We start from the raw sequence: 17,200 nt of genomic DNA on the forward strand, positions 1-17,200 counted from the left end.
ATCATGCCGCGCCCCCCAGCACTGGGGAGATTATTTCACCATTCAATGATGATTTGAGGAATTATGGGCAACACTAAGTTGGCTAACCCGGCACCGCTGGGCCTGATGGGCTTCGGCATGACCACCATTCTGCTTAACCTGCATAACGCCGGTTTCTTCGCCTTTGACGGCATTATTCTCGCTATGGGTATTTTTTACGGCGGTATCGCGCAGATTTTCGCGGGCCTGCTGGAATACAAAAAAGGGAATACTTTCGGTCTGACCGCTTTTACCTCCTACGGCTCTTTCTGGCTGACCCTGGTGGCCATTCTGCTGCTGCCGAAGATGGGGATGAGCGAAGCGCCAAACGCACAGTTCCTCGGCGTGTATCTTGGCCTGTGGGGCGTGTTCACGCTGTTCATGTTCTTCGGCACGCTGAAAGCTGCACGCATGCTGCAGTTCGTGTTCCTCAGCCTGACCGTGCTGTTCGCTCTGCTGGCGGTTGGCAACGTTAACGGCAACGAAGCGATTATCCACGTGGCTGGCTGGGTAGGCCTGATCTGTGGCGCAAGCGCCATTTATCTGGCAATGGGTGAAGTGCTGAACGAACAGTTCGGCCGTACCGTACTGCCGATTGGTGAAAAGCACTAATCCTCGCCTCATCTGAAAAACGCCGGCCTTTCCGGCGTTTTTTTTTGCCTGAAAACTACCGTTCCTGGGATTATCACTTCCACGTTATCTGCGCTATTTTCAATAACTTCTCATGATGAAAAGGATGATTGATGATGCGCCTCACGTCTGTATATCCCCTGCTTCTGGCCTGCGGTGCCTTGCTACCCGCGAGCGCTCATGCGCTACCCACGCCCGAAGTCAGAAGCGTTGATTGGGATAAGGAAAACACCGTGCGCGTAGGGAACAGTATCAATACCGTTTACCACATTACGATGTCAGAGGGCTCGCAAAATAATCTGTGGCTAAACGTCGATTGCCAGACCCGGACAAAAACGCTGCTGTATATGAATCTGCAGACGCTGACGGGGAGTCATATCCGCGCCTACGGCGGTAATTCTTTCGCCCGCTACGTTCCCGGCGTGCCTTTCGAGCCCGACGCCGATAGCTTAATGAACACCGATCCCGCGCTGGATGTCTGTAAGCAAAACGTCGTACAGCCTCGCTGGGTAGGGCTGACCAACGCGGATAAGAACGGCGACCAGCCGTTTATCGATCTCAATAACAGCCATCGTCAGGGCAATCAGCTTAACCTGCGCATCGGTACGGATTACGCCCAGGTGCATCGCGAAAAACAGTATGACGCGCCCTACGACTTTAAAATCAGCCAGATACAGGTGAATTGCGATAACCAACAGGCGCGCATTGCGCGAACATTCTCGCTAAATGCCGCCTTCGTTACCGACAACGCCACCCCGGCGGAGACGGCCTTCACGTCGCTCCCCTCCTCGCTTATCGCACCGGTAGCAAAACTGTGCGCCTTACAGGATCTTAACCAGTTCACCGGCAGCGGCGCGTGGGTTGCCCGACCAAAAAATGAAGCGGATGCCCCATTGGTAATCCCCGATTTTGAACACAACGATCCGAACGCATTAGCCCGCTACCCGCAGCCAGAAGCGGTAAGCAAGAGCGTGATGACGATACTAAAGAATGGCCATGATGTACCGACCTTTACCCGCCTCACTTTTACGCCGGTGTGGCCTGGTGATGCGGACATCAGCGGTAAGACCCGCATCGACAGGCTGCCAGACGGCAGCACGTTAACGCTCGATACGCTGGTGCTTAAAGGCGTGACGTTCTATAGCCAGTACCAGCGATTATTCAATCTCGTCGACCTGAAGCAATGGGATTCGATGCAAAACAGCCCGCTTATCGCCCGAACGCTGGAAACCAACGTTAGCGCAGCGCCTGTGGTAGGCAAGCAGTATCACTGGCACGCGGTGCTGCAAAACGAGGGCAGCCAGGAGAAAAGCAAATCGAAGCGTCAGGATTGTCGTGCAGAGGGCCCGTGGCGCGATGCCGCGATGCTGAATGAGGCTTTCCCTGGCCGCTATATTGAGCTTATCTGCACCGACGACCGGGGCGATGGGAAAGCGATGAGCAGCGATTACGCCTGGCTGGAAGATTTGCGCGTCTTCATTCGTATCGGCTATCAGGAAGCGGGGGAGAAAAAACGGTTTACGTTTAAGGACGTCACCATTATTCATTAAGGCACATGACGCCGGGGTTGGCGTCACGTGCCCCCGCGTTGGCTTACGCCTCGGCCGGGCTACGGCTGGCTGCCTGTCGCTCTTTACGCAGCCAGATACCAAGCCCCAACCCCATCAACGACAGCGCCAGCACGTACCAGGCTGGCGCCATCGGCGATACGCCCATCAGCATGGTGACGGCAATGGGCGTCAGGCCGCCGAAAATGGCATAGGAGACGTTGTAAGAGAAAGAGATGCCGGTAAAGCGTACCTCCGCCGGGAAAGCGCGTACCATCACGTACGGCACCGCCCCTACCACGCCAACGCACAGCCCCACGAGCCCGTACAATAAGAACAGCTGCTCGGGGTGCGTTCCCGCAAGGTGATAGAAAAACCAGCTTGAGCAGGCGAGCAGAATGCTGCCAACGATAAACGTTTTACTGGCACCTATGCGGTCCACAATCAACCCCGCCAGCAGGCAGCCAATACAGAGCATAACCGTTGCGACGCTGTTCGCCTGTAAGGTCAGCGCGGGGGCAAAGCCGTACTGTTTTTGCAGCCACACTGGCGACATCAGAATCACCACTACAATGCCAGCTGAGAGCAGCCAGGTCAGCAGCATCGACACGACCACCGCCGGCTTATGCTTGAGCACCACCGACTTGATGGGCAACTCCTGCGCCAGCGCTTTACGCTGCTGCATTTCGAGAAAAATGGGGGTTTCCTGCAACCAACGGCGCAGGTACATCGCCACCAGGCCAAACGCGCCGCCCAGCAGGAACGGAATACGCCAGCCGCCGTCGTGGATTGCCTGCACGCTCAGTTGGGTATTAATCAGCGTCGCCACCACCGAGCCCAGCAGAATTCCCACCGTCAGCCCTGCCGTCAGCGTCCCGCAGGCAATGCCGATACGACGCGCCGGCACATGCTCGGCCACAAACACCCAGGCCCCCGGTACTTCACCGCCAATCGCTGCGCCCTGTAAAATACGCATGAACAGCAGCAGCAGCGGCGCGGCCAGCCCGGCGCTGGCATAAGTTGGCAGCAGGCCAATCGCTAACGTAGGCACCGCCATCAGCAGGATACTGAGGGTAAACATTTTTTTGCGCCCGACCAGATCGCCGAAGTGCGCCATGATGATGCCACCCAGCGGACGAGCAAGATAGCCTGCAGCGAAGATGCCGAAAGTCTGCACCTGACGCAGCCACTCAGGAATGTCCGCCGGGAAGAAGAGCTCCCCCACCACCGCGGCGAAGAAGACGAAGATGATGAAATCATAAAACTCCAGCGCGCCGCCTAGGGCCGCCAGCGTTAGGGTTTTATAGTCTTGTCGATTCAGAGGTCGGGTGTAATGTGACATAACAAACCATTCGCAAAGTGGAAGTGTTGATCTAAGTTTACGTTTTGTGTAAAGCAAAAATGACTATACCGTAAACCCGATCGCGCTCCAGCAGAATGATAGGTTATGTCAGAAAAGCATCACATTCAGGATAAAGTCTCGCGACGAGCGCTCTTAGGGCGGAAAGCTGCTACGACATCGCGGTTCGTTTCAATATAAGGCCCCTCCAGCAGCTGTACACAATACGGTACACTTGCAAAGATGCCGTTCACCAGCACGTTGCCCTCTGCGTCTTTCACCCCTTCCAGCGTTTCCTGAATCGCTTTCGGCTGGCCCGGCAGGTTAAGAATGAGGGCCTGTTTGCGAATAACGCCTACCTGGCGTGAGAGAATGGCCGTCGGGACAAAGTGCAAACTGACCTGGCGCATCTGCTCGCCAAAGCCCGGCATGACGCGGTCGGCAATCGCCAGCGTCGCATCCGGCGTCACATCGCGCCGCGCCGGCCCCGTACCACCGGTGGTCAGCACCAGATGGCAGCTCATCTCGTCCACCAGCTCACACAGAGTTTGCTCAATAATGGTTTGTTCATCCGGGATCAGGCGAGTTTCCACCTTAAAAGGGGTCGTCAGCGCCGATGCCAGCCACTCTTCCAGTGCCGGAATACCTTTGTCCTGATAAACGCCGCTGGAAGCGCGGTCAGAGATAGAAACTAAGCCAATGCGTAAAGTGTTCATGATTATTCCGTTAAAACCGTAGCGTTAAGCAGAATAATACACGCGAATGGGCAGCAATACTAAGACCCCTGACGGGTTATCCTCCGGGTTTCCCGAGGCGCGCCGCAAAATGAAAAAGCCAACGGATATTTCTCTGTCGCACGCAGATGCGCAGTGGCAGACTCCGCGAAAAGAATTCCATGGAGGGCTGGATATGCGTAAAAACAGGACGCCTACGCCGCATGATTTAGTGTTTAAAACGTTTCTCTCAACGATGGAAACCGCACGGGATTTTATTGCGATTCATCTTCCGCCTGCCCTGCTGCGGCTGTGCGATCTGTCAACGCTGAAACTGGAATCGGGTAGCTTTATCGAAGAGGATCTTCACCCCTATTACAGCGATATGCTCTATTCGCTAAAAACAGCCTGCGGCGACGGCTACATCCACGTGCTTATTGAACATCAAAGCTCACCGGATAAGCATATGGCCTTTCGCTTAATGCGTTACGCCATTGCCGCCATGCAGCGCCACCTTGAGGCCGGCCATAATAGGCTACCGCTGGTCATCCCTATTCTGTTTTATCAGGGGCGAAAAAGCCCTTATCCCCACTCAATGAACTGGCTGGATAATTTTACCGACCCGGCGCTTGCGAGACATATCTATAGCCAGAATTTTCCTTTGGTCGATATCACGGTGATTCCCGATGATGAAATTATGCGTCACCGCAGTATGGCTGCGCTGACGCTGATTCAAAAACATATCCGCCAGCGCGATCTCACCCGCTTTCTCGATAAACTTGCCGGGCTATTAACCCGCAACCACATCAGCGGACAGCAGGTCATTGCGCTGGTAAACTACATGCTCCAGGCGGGAGAGGCACACGATGCCCGTACATTGCTGTATGAAATGGCGCTACGCGCACCACAGTATGGAGACGAACTGATGACATTAGCAGAAGAGTTAAAGCAGGAAGGACGTATCGAAGGAATACAGCAGGGGATCCAGCAAGGAATTCAACAGGGTATGCAAGTCGGCGAACGCGAAGCCGCGCGGAAAATTGCCCGAGCCATGCTAGAAAAAGGTATCCCGGCCGCCGAGGTGGTTGAAATGACCGGCATCGCCGCAGACGAACTTCCCTCCCTGCACCACCATGAATAAAAAAACAGCCCGCTCTCTTTAGAGAAGCGGGCTGTTATCAGGCAAACAGGCTGAATTACAGCAGGTCGCCGATCATTTTTTCCAGTTTTTCCTGGTCAATAGCAAACTTACGGATACCTTCCGCCAGTTTATCAACCGCCATCGGATCCTGGTTGTGCTGCCACAGGAACTCAGACTCGGTGATGCGGCTCGGACGCGCTTTCACTTCACCGGTAAAGGTCAGCTTACGCTCCAGCGGGCCTTCGCTTTCTGCCAGTTCTTTCAGCAGCGCCGGGGCGATGGTCAGGCGGTCACAGCCTGCCAGCTCAAGGATTTCACCGATGTTACGGAAGCTTGCGCCCATCACCACGGTTTCATAACCGTGCTCTTTGTAGTACTGGTAGATTTCGCTAACCGAAACCACGCCCGGATCTTCCGCAGGCGCGTATTCTTTCTTATCGGTATTGGCTTTGTACCAATCCAGAATACGACCGACGAACGGGGAGATCAGGAACACGCCCGCTTCCGCACAAGCGCGCGCCTGCGCGAAGGAGAACAGCAGAGTCAGGTTACAGTTGATGCCGTCTTTTTCCAGCTGCTCCGCTGCGCGGATGCCCTGCCAGGTAGAGGCCAGTTTAATCAGAATGCGATCGTTGCTGATGCCAGCATCGTTGTACATTTTGATCAGGCGCTTCGCTTTCGCGATAGACGCTTCAGTGTCATAGGACAGGCGCGCATCAACTTCGGTAGAGATACGGCCCGGGACCAGTTTCAGAATTTCCAGACCGATATTTACGGCCAGTTTATCGGTGGCATCGACAACCTGCTGTGCGCGGTCGCTGCTCTGGCTACGCGCCCATGCTACCGCATCGTCGATCAGTTTACGGTACTCAGGGATCTGTGCTGCGCCCAGAATCAGGGAAGGGTTGGTTGTCGCATCCTGAGGCTGATACAGCTTCATTGCCGCGATGTCTCCGGTGTCAGCCACTACGGTTGTGTACTGACGCAGAGATGTCAATTTATCCGTCATGATAGTGTTTCTCTTTAAACAGCTGTTAGGGGGATGTAACCGGTCTGCCCCGATAATATCACGCCGCTCTCTCAGCGCAACCGCCGACGTCATGAGACCGCAGAGTATGATAAACTGAAGTATCTGACTTTCAGGACCCGGCTTTCTGCATCCTGATTGTGGTAACGCTTACATTGGCTGAATCGAATCGTGCGAAGCAACGTTGCTTCCTGGGTTCGGCCGCTCATTTCGGCATAGACAAGAGGACGTTTAATGCCTGATTTCCTGTCTTTTATCAGCGAAATTTTGTGGGGCTCGGTGATGATTTACCTGCTCCTGGGATGTGGTATCTGGTTTACATGGAGAACCGGCTACATCCAGTTTCGCTACATCCGTCAGTTTAGCAAAAGTCTGAAAAGAAGCCTGGCACCCTGCGAAGGCGGGTTAACCTCGTTCCAGGTTCTGTGTATTAGCCTGGCCGCGCGCGTTGGCAGCGGTAACCTTGCCGGCGTCGCGCTGGCGATCGCCGTCGGCGGCCCCGGTGCGGTCTTCTGGATGTGGGTAGCCGCAATTATCGGCATGGCCAGCAGCTTCGCCGAATGTTCGCTGGCCCAACTCTACAAAGAACGTGACGCCAACGGGCAGTTTCGCGGCGGTCCGGCATGGTATATGTCGCGCGGGCTCGGCATGCGCTGGATGGGCGTACTCTTTTCGCTGTTTCTGCTGCTGGCCTACGGGCTTATCTTTAACACCGTGCAGGCCAACTCCACCGCGCACGCGCTGAAATATGCCTTCGACGTCCCCAGAAGCGCGACCGGCATCGTAATGGCCTTCTTCGCCCTGCTGGTGATGGTCCGCGGCATCAAGGGCGTCGCGCGGCTGAGCCAGTGGCTGGTGCCGTTTATGGCGCTGTTGTGGGTATCGGTCTGTCTGCTGATTACCCTTTGGCACATTGTTGAAATGCCCGCCATCATCAGCATGATCGTGCGTAGCGCCTTTGGCTGGCAAGAAGCTGCTGCCGGTGCCGTGGGCTATAGCGTCAGCCAGGCCATTACCAGCGGCTTTCAGCGCAGCATGTTCTCTAATGAAGCCGGCATGGGCTCTACGCCTAACGCGGCGGCGGCGGCAGCCTCCTTCCCACCGCATCCGGCGGCCCAGGGTATTGTGCAGATGATCGGCGTGTTGCTTGATACCGTCGTTATCTGCAGCGCCAGTGCGATGATCGTGCTGCTGGCGGGTCACGGCACAAAAACCACCAGCTATGATGGAATCCAACTGGTGCAACACGCCATGAGCGTGCTGGTCGGTAGCTGGGGCGCTAGCTTTGTGGCGGCGGTGATGATTATGTTCGCCTTTAGCTCCATCGTGGCTAACTATATCTATGCCGAAAACAACCTGATCTTTCTGCGCTGGAATAAGCCATGGGCCATCTGGCTGCTGCGGCTGTGCACGCTGCTGATGGTATTCATCGGCAGCCAACTGAGCCTACCGGTGGTCTGGCAAATGGCGGATGTGATTATGGCGCTGATGGCCATTACCAACCTGTCGGCCATTCTGCTGCTCTCACCGGTGGTCAGAATTATCGCTCTGGATTATCTGCGCCAGCGAAAACTGGGCGTGACGCCGGTGTTCGACCCGGACTATTACCCCGAAATCGCCCGGCAGCTGGCGCCGGAAAGCTGGGATCAGCCGCCGCGCCAATAGCAGCAATCGATCACCTGTGGCCGTTTTTTTGTTAAAGTTGAGTGAAATTTTCTGCAAGGACTGGATATGCTGATTCTGATTTCGCCTGCTAAAACGCTCGATTACCAAAGCAAGCTTGCCACCACCCGCTATACCCAGCCCATGCTGCTGGAGCACTCTCAAACGCTGATACGAGAAGCGCGAAAGCTTTCTGCGCCGCAAATTAAAGCGCTGATGGGGATTAGCGACAAGCTAGCGGACCTAAACGCTACCCGCTTCCACGACTGGCATCCGGACTTCACGCCGGATAACGCCCGTCAGGCGATTCTGGCCTTCAAAGGCGACGTCTACACCGGGCTACAGGCAGAAACCTTTAGCGATGCTGATTTTGACTTCGCTCAGCAGCACCTGCGCATGCTTTCCGGCCTTTACGGCGTGCTGCGTCCGCTGGATCTGATGCAACCGTACCGTCTGGAAATGGGCATTCGCCTGGAGAACCCGCGCGGAAAGGATCTGTACCAGTTCTGGGGAGAGGAAATCACCCAGACGTTGAACGCCGCGCTGCGTGAACAGGGCGACGACATCGTCATCAACCTGGCGTCAGACGAGTATTTCCGTTCGGTAAAACCGAAAGCACTGAAGGGAAGCATCATTAAGCCCGTGTTCCTCGACGAGAAAAACGGCAAATTCAAGGTGATCAGCTTCTATGCCAAAAAAGCGCGCGGGCTGATGAGCCGCTATATCATTGAAAATCGCCTGTCGAAACCTGAACAGCTGACCGGATTTGATAGCGAAGGGTATTTCTTTGATGCGGAAAGTTCGAGCGCCGAAGAGCTGGTCTTCAAGCGCCACGAACAGTGATAACCCCGCGGGCCTGATAAGCAAAGCGCCATCTGGCAGATCGATAGCGATTGCCGGATGGCGGCGTTGCCTTAGTCGGCCGACAAGTTAGTGATGGTCATTGGGCGGTGGCAGGCGACGATCGTCGCCATGTCCACGCTCGTTATGACCCCGATCGTCATGGCGATCGTCGCGATCGCGTTTATCATGATGCGGCGGCGTATGAGGATTCCAGCGGTTGTCGCGCCATTCATAATGATCGTTCCACCAGCTATGGTCACGCCAGTGGCCGCCATCCCAGTAACGCCCGTCATTATCCTGGTCGCCAATTTGCAGCTTCACCGCCGGGACCAACGTGATCTCTGCGGCCTGAGTCATAACCGGAGCCGCCAGCATCATAGCCAGTGCCAACATCGCAGGTTTTAACATGGGTAACTCCTTGATTCTTCGTTCGCCAGTATGGCCGATGAACAAAGCTTACCGCCGTAGAACCCGCGTTGTTATTCTCCGCAATCCTATAATCTAACGCCCCGCATTTATTGGGAATATCTCCTTTTTCCCTGCGGAATGTCTGCATAATTTCTCCCTATTTCCCCCTCCACAGGGAAGGAGGAAACGGAGAAGATTACGCGTTGCGCATCATCAGCTGGCGCAGTGCGGCATAGTCGGCCGGCAGGTTGTGAGACAGCAGCGGCAGGTCGGCGCGGTCTGCCAGCGCTTTAGGCAGCGGCAGGGTTTCGCCCAGGATCGCTTCCACGCTTTCCTTAAACTTCGCCGGATGCGCGGTGCCGAGGAACAGACCATATTCACCCGGCTGCAGCTGGTCACGCAGTGCACGGTAGGCAATCGCCGCGTGCGGTTCGGAGGTGTAGCCCAGCGACTGCAGTTCACGCATAGTGGCCTTTGTCGTTTCGTCATCCACCGCCGCATAACCCAGTTCGTTCAGGCGCCAGATTTTACGGCGGAACAGCTCTTCTACACGCGGCCAGTTGTTCGGCTGGCTCACGTCCATTGCGTTCGACAGCGTCGCCTGAGTGGCCTTCGGCGCCCACTTCCCATCCTGCAGGAAGCGCGGCACGGTGTCGTTGGCATTGGTGGCGGCGATAAAGCGTTTCACCGGCAGGCCCAGCGATTTAGCCAGCAGGCCCGCGGTCAGATCGCCGAAGTTACCGCTCGGCACGGAAATCACCAGCTGGTTACGCGCTTCCTGAGGCAGCTGCGCTACCGCTTCGAAGTAGTAGCAGATTTGCGCCAGCAGGCGGCTGATGTTGATGGAGTTTGCGGAGTTCAGACCCAGTGCAACCTTCAGTTCTTCATCATCGAAGGCCTGTTTCACCAGCGCCTGGCAGGCGTCGAAATCACCGTCAATGGCGACAGTTTCAATGTTGCCGCCCAGCGTACAGAACAGCTTCTCCTGCAGCGGGCTGATTTTGCCGCGCGGGTACAGAATCACCACGTTGACGTTCGGCAGGCCGTAGAACGCATGCGCCACGGCAGCACCGGTGTCGCCGGAGGTTGCCGTCAGGATGGTCACCGGCTTATCGCCTGCAATATGGGTCAGCATCTGCGCCATAAAGCGGCCGCCGAAGTCTTTAAACGCCAGGGTCGGACCGTGGAACAGCTCCAGGCAGCCAACGTCTTCCTGCACCTTGTTCACCGGCGCCGGGAAGGTAAATGCCGTCGCAATGCGCGCAGCGAGCTCATCCTGTGGGATCTCATCGCCGATAAACGCGGAGAGTATTTTCGCGCTGCGGGTGACGAAATCCTGCGTTAACAGGTCATCAATGTCGGTCAGGTTGAATTCCGGCAGATCGTGCGGGAAAAACAGCCCCTGTTGCTTGCCAAGGCCTTGCATAACGGCCTGCGCGAAGCTGACCTGTTCATTGTGATCTTTTAAGTTATAGAGTTTCATCGGTTATCCCACGACTCGTGCGCCGGCTGTATCCAGACGGCAAATATGAACAAAACCTTCTTGATTTTGCAGGTAATTCTGGCCAAGCCAATCGGCCACTCGCTGTGCGGTATCGGGTTTATCACACAGCGCAAACAGCGTTGGGCCGGAACCGGAGATCCCGCAGGCAACGGCGCCAATGCCCGCCACCGCCTGACGCGCCTCGCTGAAGCCCGGCAGCAGTTTGGTACGGTATGGCTCGGCAATCACGTCTTTCATCAGTTTTGCGGCCAACTGGGGCTGGCGTGAGTAGCAGGCGTGAATAAACCCAGCCAGATGGCGGCCATGCGCGATGCAGTCCTGACGGCGATACTGCGCAGGCAGAATCGCGCGCGCCTCCGCCGTTGAGACCTTGATCCCCGGATAGGCCAGCACCCACAGCCACTCATCAAAACAAGGAACCTGCTGGCTGATAATCCCGTTCTCTTCGATCATCAGCTGCATGCCGCCCAGATAGCACGGCGCAACGTTATCGTAGTGCACGCTGCCGGAGATGCGCCCTTCCAGCTCGCCCATCAGGGCCAGCATGCGGGTTTCGTCCAGCGGCTTACCGCAGTGTTCATTCATCGCTACCAGCGCAGCGACAACGGAACAGGCGCTGGAGCCCAGCCCTGAACCAATCGGCATATTTTTTTCCAGCGTCATCGCCACCGGGATTTCTTTGCCTATTTCCTGGCAGAAGCGCTCCCAGCATTGATAAACAATATTTTCCTGGGCCACGCTCGGCAGTTTATCCGCAAAGCGCCCCACATTTTGCAGGCTGAAACGGTCTGCCGCTTCAACCGAGACGTTATCGCCCAGCAGGCTGCCGTCAACCGGCGTGACGGCGGCACCCAGTACATCAAACCCGACGCTCATATTGGCACTGGAAGCCGGGGCATACACCTTAACCATTTTAAACTCCTAACTTCCATGACAATGTGCGCAGCAAATCGGCAAACACCCCTGCCGCCGTCACGTCGTTGCCTGCGCCATAGCCGCGCAGCACCAGCGGCAGCGGCTGGTAGTAGTGGCTGTAGAACGCCAGCGCGTTCTCGCCGTTTTTTACTTTGAACAGCGGATCGTTGCCGTCAACGGCGGCAATTTTCACCCGGCAGACGCCGTCTTCCTCGATGTTGCCCACGTAGCGCAGCACTTTGCCTTCATCACGCGCTTTAGCGACGCGCGCGGAGAATTCATCATCCAGCTGCGGCAGACGCGCCATAAAGCTGTCGGTATCGCCCGAGGCGTCGAAGCTCGACGGCAGCACCGATTCGACCACGATATCACTCAACTCAAGGCTGCGCCCGGTTTCTCGCGCCAGAATGAGCAGCTTACGCGCCACGTCCATACCGGACAGATCGTCACGCGGGTCCGGCTCGGTATAGCCCAGCTCGCGCGCGACGGCGGTCGCCGCGGACAGGCTCATGCCTTCATCAAGCTTGCCGAAAATAAACGACAGCGAGCCAGAAAGAATGCCGGAGAAATGCTGCAGCTCATCGCCCGCATTCAGCAGATTTTGCAGGTTCTCAATCACCGGCAGACCTGCGCCGACGTTAGTGTCGTAGAGGAATTTACGCCGCGATTGCCCTGCCGCATGACGCAGCTGATGGTAGTAATCCATCGACGATGTATTGGCCTTTTTGTTCGGCGTCACCACGTGGAACCCTTCGCGCAGGAAGTCGGCGTACTGATCGGCTACCGCCTGGCTGGAGGTGCAGTCAACGATCACCGGATTCAGCAGGTGATACTCTTTCACCAGGCGAATCAAGCGGCCCAGGTTGAACGGCTCTTTGGCTTCCGAAAGCTCCGACTGCCAGTTCTCAAGATTCAGCCCGTGCACGTTGGTCAGCAGCGCGCGCGAGTTGGCAACGCCGCAGACGCGCAGGTCAATGTGCTTCTTCTTCAGCCACGCCTGCTGACGTTTGATCTGCTCAAGCAGCGCACCGCCTACCCCGCCAACGCCCACCAGGAACACTTCAATGACCTGATCGGTGTTAAACAGCATCTGGTGTGTCACGCGCACGCCGGTCGTGGCGTCGTCGTTGTTCACCACTACGGAGATAGAACGCTCGGAAGATCCCTGAGCAATGGCCACAATGTTGATATTGGCGCGGGCAAGCGCCGCGAAAAACTTCGCTGAGATACCGCGCAGCGTGCGCATGCCGTCGCCAACAACGGAGATAATGGCCAGACGCTCCATGATAGACAGCGGCTCCAGCAGCTCTTCTTTCAGCTCCAGATAGAACTCATCCTCCATAGCCTTGCGCGCACGCGCGCAGTCGCTTTGCGGCACGCAGAAGCTGATGCTGTATTCGGAAGAGGACTGGGTAATCAATACCACCGAAATGCCCGCGCGGGACATGGTGGCAAACACGCGCGCCGCCATGCCGACCATGCCTTTCATGCCCGGGCCAGAGACGTTGAACATCGCCATGTTGTTGAGGTTAGAGATACCCTTCACCGGCAGCGAGTCATCGTCGCTGCTGGCGCCGATGAGCGTGCCCGGCGCCTGCGGGTTACCAGTATTTTTGATCAGGCAAGGAATCTGGAACTGAGCGATAGGGGCAATGGTACGCGGGTGAAGGACTTTCGCACCAAAGTAGGAAAGCTCCATTGCTTCCTGATAGGACATGCTTTTCAGCAGCACCGCATCCGGCACCTGGCGCGGGTCGCAGGTGTAGACGCCGTCGACATCGGTCCAGATTTCACAACAGTCTGCACGTAGACAGGCAGCCAGCACGGCGGCAGAGTAGTCAGAACCGTTACGCCCCAACACCACCAGCTCGCCTTTTTCATTGCCGGCGGTAAAGCCCGCCATCAGCACCATGTGATCCGCCGGGATCTGGCTGGCCGCAATGCGACGAGTTGATTCAGCAATATCGACTGTAGATTCAAGGTAATGGCCAACGGCCAGCAGTTTCTCAACCGGGTTAATCACCGTGACCTTGTGGCCACGTGCGCTCAGCAGCCCCGCCATGATGGCGATAGACAGCTTCTCGCCGCGGCAGATCAGGCCCGCGTTGACGCTGTCAGGGCACTGCCCGAGCAGGCTGATACCGTGGAGAATATGTTTGATCTGGGCAAATTCGAGCTCAACGGCCGCCTTCAGTTCCGCCAGCGGGAATCCCGGCTGAGCGGTAGCAAGCCCTTGAAGAAGTTCAGCAAAGATACGTTCGGCGTCGGCGATATTGGTCAGCGCGTCCTGGCCGCCAATGGTTTTTTCAATCATCGCCACCAGATGGTTGGTGATTTTTGCCGGGGCAGAGAGCACGGTTGCTACCTGCCCCTGCCTGGCGTTACTTTCCAGAATGTCGGCAACACGCAGAAACCGTTCCGCATTTGCCACTGATGTACCGCCGAACTTCAAGACTCGCATGGTTTTTACCCCTTGATCTTCAGTCGAAAAAAAAGCCCGCACTGTTTAGGTGCGGGCTTTTTTCTGTGTTTCCTGTACGCGTCAGCCCGCACCGTTACCTGTGGTAATAGTGGTGGTGGTAATGGTCATAATGCTGCTGATGCGAATCATGGATGTTGTGTGCTCTGTTATTTAGCTGTCTGTGCTATACCTATATTGGTTAAAGTATCTGGCCATCTAAGTCAATGTATTTTTAACTTCGTCACGTTTCGCAACCACTTCACATACGCCCATACAGCCCGCAACAAACCACCAATATAGCCATAAGACAGACACATTACCGGGTAATAACACCATAAAGAAATCAAATGACAGAACTTTACTCTGGAATATTTTTTTCAATATCATGCAGTAATCTGTGCAACATTGCCGTATCACGTTGCTCGAGTAAGCCAATACGTTGTTGCAGCCAGTCGGCCAGTTTTACATCTCCAGCCACCTCGAGTCGTTCAAGCAAACGCGTGATACGCGCTCTTAACGCAATCAGCTGATTTTCGTCACTCTCCGTGACTACCGGGTTTGCCGTTTGTAACAGTGACGAGAGCTGATAACAATAAACCATCACCGCCTGCCCGAGATTCAATGAAGGATAATCAGCCACCATCGGTACGCCGGTTAACACATCGGCTAACGCCAGCTCATCGTTGGTGAGCCCGGAATCTTCACGACCAAACACCAGCGCCGCATGGCCCATCCACTGCGCTTTTTCCGCCAGCATCGGCACCAGCTCCTGCGGCGTCGCGTAGTAGTGAAAGCGTGCGCGGCTGCGCGCCGTCGTGGCAACGGTGAAGTCCACATCGTGAAGCGCCTCTGCCAGCGTGGGATAGCAGGTAATGCCTTCGAGGATGTCAGAAGAGCCGTGAGCGACCCACCCGGCCGCCGGTTCCAGATGGGCAACGCTATCGACAATACGTAGGTCGTTAAATCCCATCGTTTTCATGGCCCGGGCAGCGGCGCCGATATTTTCGGCCCTTGCTGGCGAAACCAGCACAATAGATAAGCGCATTTAAAGTTCTCTTAATTTGCTGTCTTCAGGCAATAATGTGATGTACTTCAACATATTGCGCAGCGCGAATTTACAAAAATGCAACAAAAATCACTGAAATGATGTTTCACAATACATAAAAGACGCTAAACTATTTACGGCAATATATGGCGTATTTTATGTTAACAGATAGCAGATATCTTACTGTTTATATGAACTATTTCCATTCGCGCTGAACGATAGTAATTGGATTCACCACATTTATCAGTTAACCTGTGCAACTACTTGAGTTGTGGAAAAAATGTGATAGGCGTTATCATTCCGGAGTGATGATTTCACCAAACTGTTAACGTGCTACAATTGAACTTGATATATGTCAACGAAGCGTAGGTTTATTGGCGGTCTGGTGCCTCTTTACCTGTTATGTTGCTGTTAAAATGGTTAGGATGACAACCGTTTTTGACACTGTCGGGTCCAGAGGGAAGAGTACCCACGACCAAGCTAATGATGTTGTTGACGTTGATGGAAAGTGCATCAAGAACGCAATTACGTACTTTAGTCATGTTACGCCGATCATGTTAATTTTCGACATGCATCAGGCAGGTCAGGGACTATTGGTACTTCCTGTTTCGATTTAGTTGGCAATTTAGGTAGCAAACATGCAGACCCCGCACATTCTTATCGTTGAAGACGAGTTGGTAACACGCAACACGTTAAAAAGTATTTTCGAAGCAGAAGGCTACGATGTTTTCGAAGCGACCGATGGCGCGGAAATGCATCAGATCCTGTCTGAAAATGATATCAACCTGGTAATCATGGATATCAACCTGCCAGGGAAAAATGGCCTGCTGCTGGCGCGCGAACTGCGTGAGCAAGCGAATGTTGCCCTGATGTTCTTGACCGGCCGCGACAATGAAGTCGACAAAATCCTCGGTCTGGAAATTGGCGCAGATGATTACATCACCAAACCGTTCAACCCGCGTGAACTGACCATCCGTGCGCGCAACCTGCTGTCCCGTACCATGAACCTGGGTACCGTCAGCGAAGAACGCCGTAGCGTAGAAAGCTACAAGTTCAACGGCTGGGAGCTGGACATCAACAGCCGCTCTCTGGTGAGCCCGAACGGCGAGCAGTACAAGCTGCCGCGCAGTGAATTCCGCGCGATGCTGCACTTCTGTGAAAACCCGGGCAAGATTCAGTCTCGTGCTGAACTGCTGAAGAAAATGACCGGCCGTGAGCTGAAGCCGCACGACCGTACGGTTGACGTGACCATTCGTCGCATCCGTAAGCATTTTGAGTCTACGCCGGATACGCCGGAAATCATCGCCACCATTCACGGCGAAGGTTACCGCTTCTGCGGCGAGCTGCAGGAATAAAAAAACAAAACGGCGCGTTAAGCGCCGTTTTTATTTGCCTTAATCCTATCCTACTTCGCTTCGACGCCCCACGGCATAATAGGTACCGCGCTGATCGCATTCTTTGGCGAACCGTCAACGACTTTGTCTGAATAGGCTAAGTAGGCCAGCACGTTACGTTTCTTATCGTAGAACCGCACAACCTGTAGTGATTTAAACACCAGCGACGTGCGCTTTTTAAAGACCACGTCACCGTCCGCTTTGCCATTCTTAATTTTGTCGCTGAGGGTAACCGGCCCAATCTGCTGGCAGGAAATCGCCGCATCTGAGGTGTCTTCAGCCAGCCCCAGCCCCCCTTTAATACCGCCAGTCTTCGCTCGGCTCACGTAGCAGGTGACATTCTGCACGTCCGGATCGTCAAACGCTTCTACCACGATTTTATGATCGGGCCCGAACATTTTGAAAACCGTATCAACAGAACCAATCTGCTCCGCGTGGGCCGCCAGGCTGGAGACGCTGAGCAACAGGCCAGCCATTAATTTCTTGTATTTCATATTGTTACCATTTCCGTCGATTGAGTCGGGTGATTATTCGATATCTAATTAGAAAATGT

At 55.1% G+C, this 17,200-nt stretch carries 16 protein-coding genes, 1 pseudogene and 1 other annotated feature; of the genes and pseudogenes, 6 read left to right on the plus strand and 11 right to left on the minus strand.

Annotation, left to right across the window (positions count from 1 at the left end):
- The first annotated feature begins 63 nt into the window (after positions 1-63).
- Both satP and H7R58_RS20360 read left to right on the plus strand, forming a co-directional pair.
- Positions 64-630, plus strand: coding sequence for an acetate uptake transporter (gene satP, locus H7R58_RS20355; protein WP_182929493.1), 567 nt, complete (start codon positions 64-66; stop codon positions 628-630).
- Between the two features lie 251 nt (positions 631-881).
- Positions 882-2,198, plus strand: a complete 1,317-nt coding sequence (locus tag H7R58_RS20360) for a hypothetical protein (RefSeq protein ID WP_182929494.1) — start codon at positions 882-884, stop codon at positions 2,196-2,198.
- Between the two features lie 43 nt (positions 2,199-2,241).
- Here H7R58_RS20360 and H7R58_RS20365 read toward each other — a convergent pair whose 3' ends face one another.
- The gene (locus tag H7R58_RS20365) at positions 2,242-3,537 is read right to left on the minus strand and encodes an MFS transporter (protein ID WP_106925278.1); all 1,296 of its coding nucleotides are present in this window, start codon (positions 3,535-3,537) and stop codon (positions 2,242-2,244) included.
- Between the two features lie 125 nt (positions 3,538-3,662).
- Positions 3,663-4,250, minus strand: coding sequence for a molybdopterin adenylyltransferase (gene mog / locus H7R58_RS20370; protein WP_106925276.1), 588 nt, complete (start codon positions 4,248-4,250; stop codon positions 3,663-3,665).
- Between the two features lie 193 nt (positions 4,251-4,443).
- Here mog and H7R58_RS20375 point away from each other — a divergent pair, with 193 nt between their 5' ends.
- Positions 4,444-5,388, plus strand: coding sequence for an Rpn family recombination-promoting nuclease/putative transposase (locus H7R58_RS20375; protein WP_182934818.1), 945 nt, complete (start codon positions 4,444-4,446; stop codon positions 5,386-5,388).
- A gap of 55 nt (positions 5,389-5,443) precedes the next feature.
- Here the strand turns inward: H7R58_RS20375 and tal are convergent, their stop codons facing one another.
- Complete coding sequence (tal, locus tag H7R58_RS20380; RefSeq protein ID WP_106925274.1) at positions 5,444-6,397, minus strand: transaldolase; 954 nt, start codon at positions 6,395-6,397, stop codon at positions 5,444-5,446.
- Positions 6,398-6,649: 252 nt separating this feature from the next.
- Here tal and H7R58_RS20385 point away from each other — a divergent pair, with 252 nt between their 5' ends.
- A complete protein-coding gene (locus H7R58_RS20385) occupies positions 6,650-8,080 on the plus strand; it encodes an alanine/glycine:cation symporter family protein (protein ID WP_182929495.1) in 1,431 nt (476 codons plus the stop codon).
- A gap of 66 nt (positions 8,081-8,146) precedes the next feature.
- Positions 8,147-8,920, plus strand: coding sequence for a peroxide stress protein YaaA (gene yaaA / locus H7R58_RS20390; protein ID WP_182929496.1), 774 nt, complete (start codon positions 8,147-8,149; stop codon positions 8,918-8,920).
- Positions 8,921-9,007: 87 nt separating this feature from the next.
- Here yaaA and H7R58_RS20395 read toward each other — a convergent pair whose 3' ends face one another.
- The 7 genes and pseudogenes from H7R58_RS20395 to yjjY all read right to left on the minus strand — a co-directional run bounded on the left by H7R58_RS20395 (position 9,008) and on the right by yjjY (position 15,795).
- On the minus strand, positions 9,008-9,328 hold the full coding sequence (locus H7R58_RS20395; RefSeq protein ID WP_106925268.1) for a DUF2502 domain-containing protein: 321 nt from the start codon (positions 9,326-9,328) through the stop codon (positions 9,008-9,010).
- A gap of 196 nt (positions 9,329-9,524) precedes the next feature.
- Positions 9,525-10,811 (minus strand): threonine synthase, encoded by a 1,287-nt coding sequence (thrC, locus tag H7R58_RS20400; RefSeq protein WP_182929497.1) that lies wholly within the window; start codon positions 10,809-10,811, stop codon positions 9,525-9,527.
- 3 nt (positions 10,812-10,814) lie between these two features.
- Positions 10,815-11,744, minus strand: coding sequence for a homoserine kinase (gene thrB, locus H7R58_RS20405; protein WP_106925264.1), 930 nt, complete (start codon positions 11,742-11,744; stop codon positions 10,815-10,817).
- A gap of 1 nt (position 11,745) precedes the next feature.
- Complete coding sequence (thrA, locus tag H7R58_RS20410) at positions 11,746-14,208, minus strand: bifunctional aspartate kinase/homoserine dehydrogenase I (protein WP_106925262.1); 2,463 nt, start codon at positions 14,206-14,208, stop codon at positions 11,746-11,748.
- Between the two features lie 25 nt (positions 14,209-14,233).
- Positions 14,234-14,351, minus strand: a sequence feature (Thr leader region).
- Positions 14,290-14,358, minus strand: a complete 69-nt coding sequence (thrL, locus tag H7R58_RS25655) for a thr operon leader peptide (RefSeq protein ID WP_072129079.1) — start codon at positions 14,356-14,358, stop codon at positions 14,290-14,292. Its footprint overlaps the feature before it by 62 nt.
- Before the next feature lie 208 nt (positions 14,359-14,566).
- On the minus strand, positions 14,567-15,253 hold the full coding sequence (locus tag H7R58_RS20420) for a tRNA/rRNA methyltransferase (protein ID WP_106925260.1): 687 nt from the start codon (positions 15,251-15,253) through the stop codon (positions 14,567-14,569).
- A 400-nt stretch (positions 15,254-15,653) separates the two neighbouring features.
- Positions 15,654-15,795: pseudogene (yjjY, locus tag H7R58_RS20425) on the minus strand (protein YjjY).
- Between the two features lie 96 nt (positions 15,796-15,891).
- On the opposite strand from yjjY, the gene arcA reads away from it, so the two are divergent.
- The gene (gene arcA / locus H7R58_RS20430) at positions 15,892-16,608 is read left to right on the plus strand and encodes a two-component system response regulator ArcA (protein WP_015966004.1); all 717 of its coding nucleotides are present in this window, start codon (positions 15,892-15,894) and stop codon (positions 16,606-16,608) included.
- A 50-nt stretch (positions 16,609-16,658) separates the two neighbouring features.
- On the opposite strand, the gene creA is transcribed toward arcA, so the two are convergent.
- Positions 16,659-17,141, minus strand: coding sequence for a protein CreA (gene creA / locus H7R58_RS20435; protein WP_106925258.1), 483 nt, complete (start codon positions 17,139-17,141; stop codon positions 16,659-16,661).
- Positions 17,142-17,200: the final 59 nt, after the last annotated feature.

Source organism: Klebsiella sp. WP4-W18-ESBL-05, assembly GCF_014169075.1.
GTDB classification, from domain to species: Bacteria; Pseudomonadota; Gammaproteobacteria; order Enterobacterales; family Enterobacteriaceae; genus Kluyvera; species Kluyvera ascorbata_B.